General features: G+C 72.2%; 11 protein-coding genes. 6 read left to right on the top strand and 5 right to left on the bottom strand.

The window, feature by feature from the left end:
- Window positions 1–52: 52 nt before the first annotated feature.
- A complete protein-coding gene (locus E5N76_RS24030) occupies window positions 53–1,651 on the bottom strand; it encodes an ABC transporter substrate-binding protein (RefSeq protein WP_149539916.1) in 1,599 nt (532 codons plus the stop codon).
- Between the two features lie 483 nt (window positions 1,652–2,134).
- Here E5N76_RS24030 and E5N76_RS24025 point away from each other — a divergent pair, with 483 nt between their 5' ends.
- The 4 genes from E5N76_RS24025 (at window position 2,135) to E5N76_RS24010 (ending at window position 6,248) form a co-directional block, all read left to right on the top strand.
- Window positions 2,135–3,529, top strand: a complete 1,395-nt coding sequence (locus tag E5N76_RS24025) for an amidase (RefSeq protein WP_149539913.1) — start codon at window positions 2,135–2,137, stop codon at window positions 3,527–3,529.
- 633 nt (window positions 3,530–4,162) lie between these two features.
- Complete coding sequence (locus tag E5N76_RS24020) at window positions 4,163–4,483, top strand: DMT family transporter (RefSeq protein ID WP_149539910.1); 321 nt, start codon at window positions 4,163–4,165, stop codon at window positions 4,481–4,483.
- 239 nt (window positions 4,484–4,722) lie between these two features.
- Complete coding sequence (locus tag E5N76_RS24015) at window positions 4,723–5,286, top strand: peptidoglycan-binding domain-containing protein (RefSeq protein ID WP_187830362.1); 564 nt, start codon at window positions 4,723–4,725, stop codon at window positions 5,284–5,286.
- 59 nt (window positions 5,287–5,345) lie between these two features.
- Window positions 5,346–6,248 (top strand): glycosyltransferase family 2 protein, encoded by a 903-nt coding sequence (locus E5N76_RS24010; protein WP_187830361.1) that lies wholly within the window; start codon window positions 5,346–5,348, stop codon window positions 6,246–6,248.
- A 17-nt stretch (window positions 6,249–6,265) separates the two neighbouring features.
- On the opposite strand, the gene E5N76_RS24005 is transcribed toward E5N76_RS24010, so the two are convergent.
- Window positions 6,266–7,849, bottom strand: a complete 1,584-nt coding sequence (locus tag E5N76_RS24005) for an ABC transporter substrate-binding protein (protein WP_149539902.1) — start codon at window positions 7,847–7,849, stop codon at window positions 6,266–6,268.
- Window positions 7,850–8,091: 242 nt separating this feature from the next.
- Between E5N76_RS24005 and E5N76_RS24000 the strand changes: the two genes are divergently transcribed.
- Window positions 8,092–8,505, top strand: coding sequence for a group II truncated hemoglobin (locus E5N76_RS24000; RefSeq protein ID WP_207792093.1), 414 nt, complete (start codon window positions 8,092–8,094; stop codon window positions 8,503–8,505).
- Here the strand turns inward: E5N76_RS24000 and E5N76_RS23995 are convergent.
- The 3 genes from E5N76_RS23995 to E5N76_RS23985 form a co-directional block, all read right to left on the bottom strand.
- Window positions 8,502–9,191: an amino acid ABC transporter permease gene (locus E5N76_RS23995; RefSeq protein WP_149539895.1), complete on the bottom strand. Its 690-nt coding sequence runs from the start codon at window positions 9,189–9,191 to the stop codon at window positions 8,502–8,504. The genes E5N76_RS24000 and E5N76_RS23995 overlap by 4 nt on opposite strands.
- Before the next feature lie 194 nt (window positions 9,192–9,385).
- On the bottom strand, window positions 9,386–10,204 hold the full coding sequence (locus tag E5N76_RS23990) for an ABC transporter substrate-binding protein (RefSeq protein WP_149539891.1): 819 nt from the start codon (window positions 10,202–10,204) through the stop codon (window positions 9,386–9,388).
- Window positions 10,205–10,224: 20 nt separating this feature from the next.
- Complete coding sequence (locus E5N76_RS23985) at window positions 10,225–11,250, bottom strand: dihydrodipicolinate synthase family protein (RefSeq protein WP_235907853.1); 1,026 nt, start codon at window positions 11,248–11,250, stop codon at window positions 10,225–10,227.
- Between E5N76_RS23985 and E5N76_RS23980 the strand changes: the two genes are divergently transcribed.
- The gene (locus E5N76_RS23980; protein ID WP_207792092.1) at window positions 11,222–14,116 is read left to right on the top strand and encodes an FAD-dependent oxidoreductase; all 2,895 of its coding nucleotides are present in this window, start codon (window positions 11,222–11,224) and stop codon (window positions 14,114–14,116) included. The genes E5N76_RS23985 and E5N76_RS23980 overlap by 29 nt on opposite strands.
- The last annotated feature ends 74 nt before the right edge of the window (window positions 14,117–14,190 follow it).

The raw sequence follows: 14,190 nt of genomic DNA, 5'->3' as shown, positions 1-14,190 counted from the left end.
CCCGCTGGCGGGAGAGGATGGGGGTGGACCAACCTTGGGCGTGAGCCCTCACTCACCCCGCGAAATACACGTCGTCATAGCTGGCATGCGCGCTCATTCCCAGCGTCACCAGATTCTGCACGCGCTTGTCGGCGATGGTGGGGAAGGCCAGCTCGTGAATCCACACCTGCGGCACCTCCTCCACGAGAATCCGCTGCACCTCGCGGAAGGCCTCCCGCCGCACCGCCGCGTCGCCGCTGGTCCGCGCCTTCTCGAACAGCGCGTCCACCTGCGGGTTCGAGTAGCCGCCGGTATTGGTGAAGGTCACCTTCTGGATGTTGCTGCTGACATAGGTCCGCTCCACCCCGAGCGTCGGGTCGCCGAATTGCGAGACCCAGTTGATGCTCGTCTCATACTCCCACTGCCCGATGCGCTGCGCCCAGGAGCCAGCATCGGTGGTCTCGAGCTGGAAGTCGATGCCGATGCGCGCCATGGCCTGGCGCAGATATTCGGAAAGCCGCGTCCACACCTCGCCATAGGGCAGCACCAGATGCTTCAGGCTGAAGCGCACGCCATTGGCGCCGGCGCGGTAGCCGGCGGCGTCCAATAGCTGCTGCGCCGCGCGGATGTTGTGCGCCGGCAGGGCGATGGAAGGATCGTAGAAGCGGGTGGAGGAAGCCAGCGGCCCGGTGCAGGGCTTGCCGACGCCGAACCACAGCCGGTTGACGATGAAATTCCGGTCGATGGCGAGGCTCATCGCCTGCCGCACCCGCTTGTCCTCCAGCGGCTTTACCCGGTGGTTCAGCTCGATCCAGGAGATGGGCTGGGAGAATTCCCAGCCATCGGTGCGCACGCTCATATTCGGCAGGGCGCGGAAGCGCGGCAGGTCGAAGGGCTCGATATCGTTCGCCAGCGCCGCCTGCACCTGGCCGTTCTGCAAGGCGAGCGCCCGGCTCTGGCTGTCCGGGATGATGCGGAAGATGACGCTGTCGAGATAGGGCTGCCCGGGGCGCCAGTACTGATCGAACCGGTCGAGCCGGATGAAATTGCCGCGCTGCCATTCGGCGAGGCGGAAGGGGCCGGTGCCGATGGGAGCCTGCACCGCCGGCGCCTGGCGGAACTCCCGCCCCTCGAACAGATGCTTCGGCACGATGCAGCAGGCGGTGGCGGAGAACATCAGCAGGAAGGGCTCGAAGGGCTGGGAGAGCACCAGCCTCACCGTCAGCGGGTCCGGCGCCGAGGCTTCCTTGATCAGCCCGAAGATCGTCCGGGTGCGCGGCGAGAGCTGCATGTGGAATTGCATGATGGAGAACAGCACGTCCTCCGCCGTCATCGGCTGGCCGTCGTGGAACTTCACGTTCTCCTGCAGGCGGAAGGTGTATTCGCGGCCGTCCTCGCTGACCGACCAGCTCTTCGCCAGCTCCGGCAGCGGTTCCAGGCTGTGGGTGTAGCGCAGCAGCCCCTGGAAAATCTTGGTGGCGGCGACCTGGGTCGGCCCCTGGTTGTTGACGCCGAGGGCGAGGATCGGCGGCTCCGGCACCAAGGTGAGTTGCAGCGTGCCGCCGCGGCGCGGGGCGGGGGCGGGTTGGGCCAGGGCCGCGCGATGAAAGCCCGGCGGCAGCAGGGCGGTGGTCAGGGCGCCGCCAAGGGCGGCGCGACGGGAAACACGCATGGGCAGCTCCTTCCGCAAGGCGGGGCGGACGGTGCCGGGGCGCGCGGCGCCTTGGCGCAAGGCCAGGGCCGGACCACCAGATGCGCATGAGCATCCTGCACGCCCGCTGCTCGCTGCCGGTGCAGGCGCTTCTCCCGGAGAATGGCGCGGGGTCTTGCCCCGGCGCGAGGGGAAGGTGGCGCAGGGTTCATCTGGCCGTCAAGCGGCGTCCAGATGTTGGAGCTCTGCCTCCCAACCCGCGACAGAGGGCGCCGCGCTCTGCACTCCCGCCGGGGGGGAAGGCTTCCCCCGGGACCCCCGCCATAAGTCTGCTGGTCCGACCGTCGGGTCCGAACCTCACACCGGGGTGGGGAGGGTTGCCGGCGCTGCCGGCAACCACCGGCGGGGTCCAGCGGCAGCGCCCCTGGCGGGGGTTCCGGGGCGGAGCCCCCATGGCTCCTCCGCGCAATTCCGCGCAGGATGCGCCGGCAGCAGGAGGCGAGCATGGCCGAAGCCTACAACCCCACAGAGTTCCGCGCCCTCACCTGGCACGATCATCTGGCCGCCTTCCGCGACGGCACGGACACCCCCCGCGCCTATCTGGAACGCTGCCTCGCCACCATCGCCGCGCGGGAGCCCGTGGTGCAGGCCTGGGCGACGATGAACATCGATGGCGCCCGCGCCGCCGCCGATGCCAGCAGCGGCCGCTGGCAGGCCGGCACGCCGCTCTCGGCCATCGACGGGCTGCCGATCGGCATCAAGGACCTGCTGGAAACCCGCGACATGCCGACCGAGATGGGCTGCCGCGGCTATAAGGGCCATTTCCCCAAGCGCGACAACGCCGCGGTCTGGGCGCTGCGCCAGGCCGGCGCGGTGGTGCTGGGCAAGACCGTCACCACGGAGCTCGGCGGCAGCCATCCGGGGCCGACCACCAACCCCTTCAATCCGCGCCACACGCCGGGCGGCTCCTCCTCCGGCTCCGCCGCCGCCGTCGCTGCGCGGATGGTGCCGGCGGCGATCGGCACGCAGGTCGGCGGCTCCATCATCCGTCCCGCCGCCTTCTGCGGCAATGTGGCGCTGAAGCCGAGCCAGGGCGGCCTCCATCGCGGCGAGCGCCAGACCACCAGCATGAGCACCCATGGCGTCCATGCCGGCAGCATCGAGGACATGTGGCAGGTGGCGATCGAGATCGCCGCGCGCTGCGGCGGCGACCCCGGCCGGCCCGGGCTGCAAGGCCCACGCACCCCGCCCGCTTCGCAGCGGCCGGTGCGGCTGATCGTGATGGAGAGCGAGGGCTGGGCCGGGCTGGACGCCGCCAGCAAATCGGCTTTCGAGGCGCTGCTGGCGCGCATCGCCGATGCCGGGGTGGAGCTGCTGCGGCGCGGCGACCATCCGGCGATCGAGGCCTTCGAGCAGGGCATTGCCGAGGGCCGTGCCCTCTCCACCGCGATCACCGGCTGGGAGAATCGCTGGTACCAGCGCGCCCTGCTGGATGCCGACCCGGAGGCGATCAGCCCGCGCGCCCGCGGCCTGCTGGAGCGCGCGGAGGCGATGTCCCCGCGCGACTACCAGGCGGCGCTGGCGAAGCGGGAGGAGGCGCAGCTTCGCCATGCGCGGCTGGCCGGGCTGGCGGATGCGATCATCAGCCTCGCCTGCCCCGGCCCGGCGCCGGTGTGGGAGGGGGACAAGCCCGGCCAGCCGCTGGCGCCGCGGCCGACGGGGGATGCGGTGTTCAACATTCCCTCCTCGCTGCTCTGGGCGCCGGTGGTGACCGTGCCGCTGCTGGCGGTGGGCGGGCTGCCGGTTGGGGTGCAGGTGATGGGGCAATACCAACAGGATGCGCGGGTGACGGCGCTGGCGCGCTGGCTGCTGGAGAACATCCCGCCGCTGGCAGCCTAGCAGGCCGCTGACAAAGGAAATCGGACGGCACCGACGCAACCTTGTTTCGCGTCACGCCGCCGATGCGCATAGCTGATTCGCGACGCACCTTCCCTCGATTCCTTCGGATTCCGTTGCGATGCCGAGAGACTTTTTCAGCAGCCTGCTAGAGCAGATCGCCGGAGGGCGGCATCGCCCGGAGGCGTGAATCTGCTCTACAAGCCATAAGCTAGAGCGGCTTCACCTCGCCTGTGCTCGGTGAACCCGCTCCAGCTTCTTGTTCTGTCGCATTCCGAGTCGTCCGGCGATGCCGCCGGACTTGAAAATGGTCGGGTGTCCTGCCCGCGCACCCGTTGGCTTGCCGGGGAACGGGGCGGGCAGGCGGGCCACTGGCCAGTGTCCCGTGCCGGGGGCGCCGGATTTCGGCGCCGGGATACTTCAGGCCAGGCGGGATTGCCTGGCAAAAGCGTTTACAGAACAACGGCCTGGGCCGGATTCACCAGCCCGGATCGCGCCAGCCCGCGCCCCCGCCCGCGCTTCCGGGATTGATCCCGCCGCGCCTGATGCGCATATGCGCCGGGTGAGGCCACGTCCTCCCCCTCCGCGGGTATCAGGTCCGGGACGGCCCGGCAGTCTGCTCCGAGGAGGGCTGCCATGGCGTGGGTCTGTCTGGGCATCGCTGGCCTGTTCGAGGTTCTCTGGGCCTATGCGATGAAGCGGTCGGAGGGCTTCACCCGCCCCTGGCCCACCGCCGTGACCCTGCTGGCGATGCTGGCCAGTTTCGGGCTGCTCTCCTGGTCGATGCGGAGCCTGCCGCTGGGCACCGCCTATACGGTGTGGACCGGGATCGGCGCCGTCGGGGCCTTCCTGCTCGGCACCCTGGTTCTGGGCGAGGCGGCGACGCCCCTGCGAGTGCTGGCGGCGCTCCTGATCCTTGGCGGCCTGGTGCTGATGAAGCTGTCCAGCCCGGGGTGAGAGCCTGACGCAAGGGGGCCGCGGCGCGCCCAGACAGGTTGCGCCGCACCCGCATGGGCGCGGACCTGCCGGTGCCGCCGGCACCGGCGGCGTCGGCTCCCCCCAAAGTCGCTCGCCGCTCCGCCGCCAGGCCCCTGTTGCGGCAGGCGCCGAGGCGCCGGCAGGCGACCGGGATGATGCCGGCGGTCGAACCCGCTGCGGTCTCCGGTGTTTCCGGTAGCAGCACGGAGGACACGGCGATGATCCGAACCCCTACCTTGGCGCTGGCCGGGCTGCTGCTGGCCGGCCCGGCCCTGGCGCAGCAGGCGCCGTCCCTGCTCTACACCCAGCCCCTGGCGCCGGCGGCGGTGAGCGCGGTGCAGGAGAAGCTGCGCCAGGCCGGCAGCTATGCCGGGCGGCCGGACGGCATCTGGGGCCCGGACAGCCAGGCGGCGCTGGAACGCTTCCAGATGAGCCGCGGGCTGCAGGCCAACGGGCAGCTCAACCAGGCGACGGCGGCAACGCTGGGCCTGGCGCCGAGCGAGTTGCTGGCGGCCGGCCCCACCGCCGGCCCCGCCCCCGGCACGCCGGCGGCCATGGCGCCGGAGCCGCTGAGCCCGCGCGCCGTGCGCAACGTGCAGCGGCGGCTGCGGGCGCTGGGCTTCTATCGCGGCCCGGTGGACGGCGCCTGGGGCGCCGGCACGCAATCCGCCATCGAGCGCTTCCAGCAGGGCCGCGGGCTGCAGGCGACCGGGCAGCTCAACCCCGCCACGGCGGCGGCGCTGGGGCTGGATGCGGGCAATCTGGAGGCCTCGGCGCGCTGAGCCGGGCCTGACGCCGCGCCGAGGTTGACAGGCCGGGCCGGGCGGTGAATGCCCGGCCGGTGCCCGAGACCCTTCCCGCCACCGCCGCCGCGGCCGAGGCCCGGCTGGCCCAGGTGACGATCCTGGTCGTCGCCTTCAACAGCGCAGCGGTGCTGCCCGCTTGCCTGGCCGCGTTGCCGCGCGGGGCGCGGCTGGTGGTGGTGGACAATGCCAGCACGGATGCCAGCGCGGCGATCGCCGCGGCGGCGGGGGCGGAAGTGATCCGGGTGGCGGAGAATCTCGGCTTCGGGCGGGCGGCGAATCTGGGCTTCGCCGGCGCCGGAACGCCCTTCGGCCTGCTGCTGAACCCGGATACGCGGGCGGCGCCCGGGATGGTGGAGGCGCTGCTGGAGGCGGCGGAGCGCTATCCGGAGGCCGCGCTGCTGGCGCCGCGCATCGAGACCGAGGAAGGGGAACTGCAATTCGGCCGGCTGCCGGTCTTGCTGCGGCATCGCGGCCGGGCGCGGCCGGTGCCGCCGGTGGGGGATTGCTGCGCGCCCTATGTCGGCGGGGCGGCGATGTTCTTCCGGCTGGACGCGTTCCGCGCGCTGGGCGGCTTCGATCCGGAGATCTTCCTCTACTACGAGGATGACGACATCTGCATGCGGCTGCGCGCGGCGGGGCATGCGCTGGTGCATGTGGAAGCGGCGCGGCTGGTCCATGGCAATGCGCGCTCCTCCGCGCCCTCGGCGGTGGTGAGCTTCGGCAAGGAATGGCACATGGCCTGGTCCCGCCAGCACATGCTGCGGAAGCATCGCGGGGCGTGGCGGGCGGCGATGGCGGGGGCGCTGCTGATGGCGGAGCTGGCGGCGAAGCTGGCGGTGCAGTGGGGCGATCCGCAGCGGGGCAAATGGTCGGCGCGGCTGGCCGGCACGGCGGCGGCGATGGCCGGGCGGCGGGCGGTGGAGGTGGCGATCCGGTAGCAGGCGAGGCGCGCCGCTCAGCGCGCCGGACGCACGCCCATCGCCAGGGTGCGCTCATCCATGCGCGGCTCATGCGACAGGCCGCGGCGATGCGCCCAGGTGTTCACATATTGCAGCAACTGGATCATCGGCTCGCGCTCGGCATAGAGCGCGACGGCCTGGCGCCAGATGCCCTCCCGCACCTCGTCATCCATCGTCGCCGCGCCGCGCGCCAGCAGCGCGTCGAATTCCGGGTCGGAATGCCGCGTCATGTTGGAGGGGCCGGTGAGCTTCGCCCGGTCATAGCTGGAGACGATGGCGAGCAGGTAGTTCGACGCCTCCCCCGTGCTGCTGCCCCAGGCGCCGAGCTGCATGGCCCAATCCTGCCGGCTGCGGCGTGGCACGAAGGCGGCGAAGGGCATGGCGTCCACGGCGCTGCGCACGCCGATGCGGGTCCACATCTGCGCCACGGCCTGGGAGATGCGGGCATCATTCGGCCAGCGGTCGTTCGGCGTGGCGAGGGTGAGGCGGAAGCCTTCCGGGAAGCCGGCCTCAGCGAGCAGGCGCTTCGCGCCCTCGGGGTCGTAGGGGCGCGGCTTGGCATCCGGGTTGTAGCCGAAGGCGCCTTCGGGCAGCCATTGCGCGGTCGCCGTCGCCGCCCCCTCCATCACCTGCGCCACCAGCGCCTCCCGGTTGATCGCCATGGAGAGGGCGCGGCGCACCCGCGGGTCGCGGAACGGATTCTCCGCCAGCGGATTGCCGGCATTGTCCGTGACGTTGGGGTGCGGGCCGGTGCGGGAATAGTCGGGCGAGAGGAAGACGGTGCGGAGGCTCGGCGCCTCCGTCACCGCGATGCGCTGGTCGCGCTTCAGCCGCGCCAGGTCGGTGGTCGGGATCTGCTCGATGAGGTCGACATCGCCGGCGAGCAGCGCCGCGGTGCGGGCGCCGTCATTCAGCAGGAAGCGGACGGTGACGCGCGACCAGGGCTCCTGCCCGCCCCACCAATTCTCGTTGCGCGCCAGCTCCACCCGGTCGCCGGAGCGGTAGGCGAGGACGCGGTAGGGGCCGGTGCCGATGGCGGCGCGGCCGCTGTTGTAGGCCTCCGCCTCCGCCCCGGTCGCGGCATGGCGGGCGATGATGGAGACGGAGGCGAGGTCGAGCGGCAGCAGCGGGTGCGGCGTGCTTGTGTGCAGGCGGATGGTGTGGTCGTCCACGACCTCGACGCGGGAGATGGCGCGGAGGAAGCCGCCGAAGCCGCCCGGGCTGTTCGGGACGTTCGGCGTGCGCTCGAAGGTGAAGACCACGTCGTCCGCGGTGAAGGGCCTGCCGTCATGCCAGGTGACGTTGCGGCGGAGGCGGAACTCCCAGAGCGTGTCGGAGAGGGGGCGGTAGCTTTCCGCTAGGCCGGGCCGTGGCTTGGCGTGGGCGTCGCGCTCCACCAGCCGGTCGTAGATGTGGTTCCCCATGGCGTTGTTGGGGCCGAGATTGTGGTAGTGCGGATCCAGCGTGGTGACGACGGCGGCATAGCCGATGGTGAGCTGGTCGGCCGCCCGGGTCTGCGCGGCGGCGGGCGCGGCGGCGGCCAGCAATGCGGCCATGAGGCTGAGGAAAGGCGTCTTCATTCCTGGACTCTCCCGGCTTTGCGCCAGGATAGCCGAGGCTGCGGCGGCCCGGCGAGGAATTGCGCAGGATCATTCTCCCGGCGCGCCGCCGCTGCTATGCCAAGCACACGCGCATCGCCCGGCATGGTTGGGCCGATGCGCGCCCGGAGATCCTTGAGCCGGCGATTCACGGCCTGGGCATGCGCGCTTCCGGCGCGCATGCCCAGGCCGATCGCAGGCAGCCCTGCGGAGATGCTGCCCTGGTGCCCGATAAGCCGACGTCCGATACGCCAGGCCCCACCCCCTATGACCGCATCGGCGGCGAGGCCGGCGTGCGCCGGCTGGTCCGCCGCTTCTACGAACTGATGGACAGCCTGCCCGAAGCCGCCGCCTGCCGCGCCATCCACCCCGAGAGCCTGGCGGGGTCGGAGGAGAAGCTGTTTGAGTACCTCACCGGCTGGCTGGGCGGGCCGCCGCTCTACACCTCCAAGCGTGGCCATCCGATGCTGCGGCGGCGGCACCTGCACGCGCCGATCGCCGGGCCGGAGATCGAGGGCTGGCTGCTCTGCTTCCGGCGGGCCTGGGCGGAGACGGTGACGGATGCGGCGCTGACGGCGGCGGTGCTGCCGCAGGTGGAAGGGCTGGCGCAGCACATGCGGAACCGGGCGGACGCTTAGCGCCGATCCGCGCCCTCCTGGCCGAAGCCGCGGCCATAATGCGCTTCCAGGCGGCGCTGCACCAGCTCCCACAGGCTGGTCAGCACCAGGTAGTAGAGCGCTGCCACCAGGAACAGCTCCAGCACCAGGAAGCGCTCCTGGATCAGGATCTGAGTGCGGCGCAGCAGCTCATCCACGGAGATGACGCTGGCGACGGAGGTGGTCTTCAGCAGCCCGTTCACGCTGTTGCCGAGGGGCGGGATGATGATGCGCAAAGCCTGCGGCCAGACCACCAGGCGGAACACCTGGACGCGGTGCAGGCCGAGAGCGGTCGCTGCCTCCCGCTGGCCCTTCGGCACGGCGAGGATACCGGCGCGGACGATCTCGCTGAGATAGGCGCCCTCGTTCAGGGACATGCCGATCAGCGCCGCCTCCCACACCGAGAAGCGGATGCCGATGAGCGGCAGGCCGGTATAGATGACGAGCAACTGCACCAGCAGCGGCGTGCCGCGGAACAGCCAGCAATAGAGGGCGGCGAAGCCGGAGAGGGCGCGGTGGCCGGAGAGGCGCAGCACCGCCAGCGCAATGCCGAGGAGAAGCCCGAAGACCAGCGCGCCCACCGTCAGCGCAACGGAAATGGCGGCGCCTTCCAGCAGATATCCGTTGAACAGGTAGTCGAGGAAGCCGTCCCAACGCCAGATCTGCACGGGCTAGCCGTAAGATCGGGGGCGCTGCCCCCGAACCCCCGCCGGGGCCAGGACCTGGCCCCGGACCCCGGTGTGAGTCTTGGACCCGTGGGTTGAACCTGCCGACTCACACCGGGGTCCGGGGAGGGGTCCCCTCCCCGGCGGGAGTGCAGAGGGCAGAGCCCTCTGCTGGGGGCTCGGGGGCGAAGCCCCCGTCACGAGGGCCCCACCGTCTCGAACGGCCCGTCATAGGCTTTCACCCCGAAGCGATCGAGCAGCGCCTGGAAGCTGCCGTCGGTCTTCATCTCCGTCAGCACCTGTGCCACGGCCTGGGCCAGCACCTGGCTGCGGAAGCCGAAATTGATCGGCGTGCCGAACAGGCCGGAGACGGCGCGGGTGAAGTCGCCGCGGTCGTCATACTCCTTGGCCGTGCTGTCGATGGAGACCGCGGCATCCAACTGCCCGACGCGCAGCGCCTGGAAGGAGACGGCGAAATTGTCGAAGGGGCGGATGGTGATGGGGCGGAGGTTCTGGTTCGTCAGCGCGGTCGCGATGTCCTGGGTGCGGCGGAATTCGAAGCCGCCCTGCTCCACCCCCACGGTCAGCCCGGCGAGGTCCTCGATGCGGCGGATGTTGCGCGGATTGCCGCGGGGGACGCTGATGCTGATGGCCTGCTCCTCGTAGCGGACCAGCCACATCAGCTTCTGGCGTTCCTCGGTGTAGAACATGCCGGTGTTGATCATGTCCCAGCGCCGCGCCGCGAGGCCGGGGATCATGGCGGCGAATTCCACGCGGACGTGCTCCGGCGTGAGGCAGAGGCGGCGGGCGATTTCCGTCCCCAGTTCGACGCGCATGCCGACGAGCTGGCCCTGCGCGTTGACGTATTGCATGGGCGGCAGGGTGGGATTGGTGGAGAGCACCAGGGTGCGGGGCTTCACCAGCTCCGCATCCGCGACGCGGGGGGTGCAATTCTGGGCCAGGGCAGGCGCGGCGGCGGCCGCGAGGGCGGCGCCGAGCAGCAGGCGGCGGAACATGGCGGCTGGGTCCCTCTCGGCTATTCGGCGGCGGCGCGGGTAGCGGGCATGGCGCCCGTCCATTCGGGGCCGATGGCCTGCAAGACCTGCGCCAGGGCGGGCCAATCCGCTTCCGGCAGGGGCAGGCGGGGCGGGCGGGGGTCGCCCATCTCCATGCCCAGCAGCCGGAAGGCGGCCTTGGTGCCGGCAACGTAGCGCGGGCCGCCGACCCAGGGCAGCAGCGGCGCCAGGCGCCGGTAGAGGGGAAGAGCCTTGTCCCGGTTGGCCTCGAAGGCGGCGGCGGCGAACATCTCGCGGGACAGGCGGGGGAGGACGTTGCTGCACACCGCCACCCAGCCGATGGCGCCGAGCCAGGCGCTTTCGTAGCCGAGCACGCCGGCGAAGACCTCCATGCGGCCGTCCACCGCGGCGATGATGTCGCGCACGCGGGTCACCTCCAGCGTGCTTTCCTTGACGTATTTGCAGTTGGGGATGGTGGAGAGGCGGGCAAGGGTCGCGGCGCCCATGTCCACATTCGCCGTCGCCGGGTTGTTGTAAACCATGATGGGCAGGCCGATGGCGTCGGCGGCTGTCTTGTAGTGGTGGTAGAGCTCGTCCTCGGTGGGGACGGAGTAGAAGGGGGGGATGATCATCACGCCGTCGGCGCCGAGCGCCTCGGCCTCGCGGCTCAGCGCCACCACTTCGCGCGTGTCCTCGGCCCCGGTGCCGATCAGCACCGGGACGTCGCGCCCATGGCGCGCGGAGGCTTCGGCGGCGGTTTTCACCACCGTCTCGGTGATGGCGGTGCGCTCCTCGCGGCTGACGGAGAGGAACTCGCCGGTGGAGCCGAGGGGGATGAGGCCATCGATGCCCTCCGCGATCTGGAATTCCACCAGGCGCCTGAGCGCCGGCAGGTCCACCGCGCCGCCATCGCCAGGAAAGGCAGGAGGGGTGAAGGGGGTGATGAGGACGGTGTAGGTGCCGCGGAAGGGCTTTTGCATGGCGGTCCGCCCCTGCATGCTGAGAAGGATGATGCCCTTGTCCTCCACCGCCCTGCCCGCCGGCAAGGGCCTCCGCCTGGCCTCGCCTGGTATCGCCGCCATTGGCCGCCCGATCACGCTCCGCTTCGAGGGGCAGGAGGTGACGGCGCTGGAGGGGGAGACGCTCGCCGCCGCCCTCTCCGCCTCCGGGATCCTGGCCTACCGGCGCACGGCGTCCGGGGCGCCGCGGGGGCTATGGTGCGGCATGGGCGCCTGCTTCGACTGCGTGGTGACCATCGACGGCAAGCCGGGGCAGCGCGCCTGCCTGGTGAAGGCGGCGGCGGGGATGCAGGTGACGGGGGAATTTCCCGCCGCGCCGGTGCCGCTGGCGCCGCTTCCCTCGGCGATTGCCGAGCGGGCGTGCGACGTGCTGGTGGTGGGCGCCGGCCCGGCCGGGCTGGAGGCCGCCCGCGCCGCGGCGGCGGCCGGGGCGCGGGTGGTGGTGCTGGATGAGCGCGGCGAGCCGGGCGGGCAGTACCTGAAGCCGCTGGCGCCGAGCCACGCCAACGCCGCGCCGGACCCGCAGCACCGGCAGGGGGAGGCGCTGCTTGCGGCGGTGCGCGCGGCGGGGGTGGAGGTGCTGAACGGCGCCACGCTCTGGGGGGCGTTCTCGCCGGAGGAATTGGGCGCGCTGGTGGGCGAGACCGCCCTCACCTTCCGCCCGAAGCGCCTGGTGCTGGCGACCGGCGCGCATGAGCGGCCGGTGCCGGTGCCGGGCTGGACCCTGCCGGGGGTGATGACGACCGGGGCGATGCAGACGCTCGCCAGGGCGAACCGCGTCTCCCCCGGGCAGCGCGTGGTGATCGCCGGCAACGGCCCGCTGAACCTGCAACTGGCCTGCGAGCTGCTGGCGGGCGGGGTGCAGGTGGCGGCGGTGGCGGAGGCGGCGCCGCGCCCGGGCCTCGCCGTGCTGCGCGACGCGGCGCGGCTGCTGCGGACGGCGCCGGATCTGGCCTGGGACGGGCTGCGCTATCTGCGGACCTTGCGCGCCGCGGGGGTTCCGGTGCTGTGGGGCAGCACCATCCTGGCCTGCGAGGGCGAGGAGCGCTTCGCCGCGCTGCGCCTCTCGACGCCGGAGGGGGAGCGGCGAGTCGAAGCCGATGCCTGCGCGCTGAACCTCGGCTTCCAGCCGGAAACCGGCCTGGCTCGCGCCCTGGGCTGCGCGCATCGCTTCGTCGATGTCGGCCTCGGACGGCTGGAGACGGTGACGGATGACGAGGGGCGAAGCTCGATCCCCGCCGTCTTCGCCGTGGGGGATGGGGCGGCGATCGGCGGGGCGCGGGTGGCGCTGGCGCGCGGCCGGCTGGCCGGGCTGGCGGCGGCGCGGGACCTCGGCTTCGCGGCGCCGGAGGATGCGGCGGCGCGGGCGGCGCTGGACCGGGCGCTTTCCTTCCAGGACGCGCTGTGGCGGATGTTCGCGGCCCCGCCCTTCGACATCGCCGCGGTGGCGGACGAGACGGTGATCTGCCGCTGCGAGGACGTGACGGCCGGAAGACTGCGCGCCGAATACGCCGCCGGCAGCAGCAGCCTCGGCGCGCTGAAGAAGGCGACGCGGGCCGGCATGGGGCGCTGCCAGGGGCGGATGTGCGGCGCCACTGTCGCCCGGCTGACCGGCGCCACGGAGGAAAGCGGCTTCGCCCATCCGCGCGCCCCGGTGAAGCCGGTGCCGGCCGCGGCGCTGATGCTCGAAGTGCCGGAAGGCGAGGCATGGCCCGTCTTCCCGCTGCCGCACTACAATGGCTGGGCGGCAAAGCCCGCCACCGCACCGGCGGCCGGGAGCTGCGACGTGCTGGTCATCGGCGGCGGGGCGCTCGGCCTTTCCACCGCGCTCTATTTGGCGCAGGCGGGCGCGGACGTGCTGCTGGTGGAGCGCGGCGAGGCTGGCATGGCCGCCAGCACCGCCAATGCCGGCAGCCTGCATGTCCAGCTCCTCACCTATGATTTCGACGGGGAGCAGGAGACGGGCCCCGCCATCGACCGGCTGCCGCTCGGGCCACGCAGCATCGCGCTGTGGCGGGAGATCGCGGCGGCGGCGGGCGAGGGCTTGGGCATCCGCAACGAGGGCGGGCTGATGCTGGCGGAGACCGAGGCGCAATTCGCCTGGGCCCGCGCCAAGGTGGCGGTGGAGCGGAAGCAGGGGCTGGAAAGCCACCTGCTGGGGGCCAACGAGCTGTACAGCCTGGCGCCCTATCTCGGCCCCGGCTTCCTCGGCGCAAGCTGGAGCCCGCTGGAAGGGCAGATCGACGCGCTGCGCGGCACCACCGCGCTGAAGCGGCTGGCGGCAAAGGCCGGCGCCCGGCTGCGCGAAGGCGTGGAGGTGCAAGCGATGGCGCGCGAGGGCGCAGGCTTCGCCGTGACCACCGCCGGCGGCGTGATCCGCGCCGGGCGGGTGGTGAATTGCGCCGGGGCCTATGCCGGGCGGGTGGGGGAGATGCTGGGAGTCTCGCTGCCCGTCATCGGCTCCGTCCAGCAGGTGATCGCGACCGAGGCGGCGGCGCCGACCATGCGGCATCTGGTGGCGCATGCGGCGCGGCACCTCTCCCTGAAGCAGGGGGATGGCGGGCATGTGCTGGTGGGCGGCGGCTGGCCGGGGGTGCTGGACGCCAGGGGCTCGCCGCGCAACCTCCGCCGCTCCATTGAGGGCAATCTCTGGGTGGCGGGGCGGGTGCTGCCCTCGCTGGCCGGGATGCACGCCATCCGCGCCTGGACCGGGCTGGCGGTGGAGGTGGACCGCGCCCCGCTGCTGGGCGAGGCGCCGGGGGTGCCGGGCTTCTTCCACGCCGTCACCAGCAATGGCTACACCCTGGCGCCGATCTGCGGCCGGATGACGGCCGATGCCGTGCTGGGGAAGGCCGAGATCCCACGCCAATTCACGCTGGCGCGGTTCGGGTAGGGGCGGCCCCGTTCCGTCCCCCGCTGGCGGGAAGGGTTAGGGTGGGGGTGGCTGGCGGCACCGCCCCCCACCCC

It is taken from the genome of Siccirubricoccus phaeus (assembly GCF_008360935.1).
GTDB classification, from domain to species: Bacteria; Pseudomonadota; Alphaproteobacteria; order Acetobacterales; family Acetobacteraceae; genus Siccirubricoccus; species Siccirubricoccus phaeus.
This window is presented reverse-complemented; position numbering and strand designations above follow the sequence as displayed.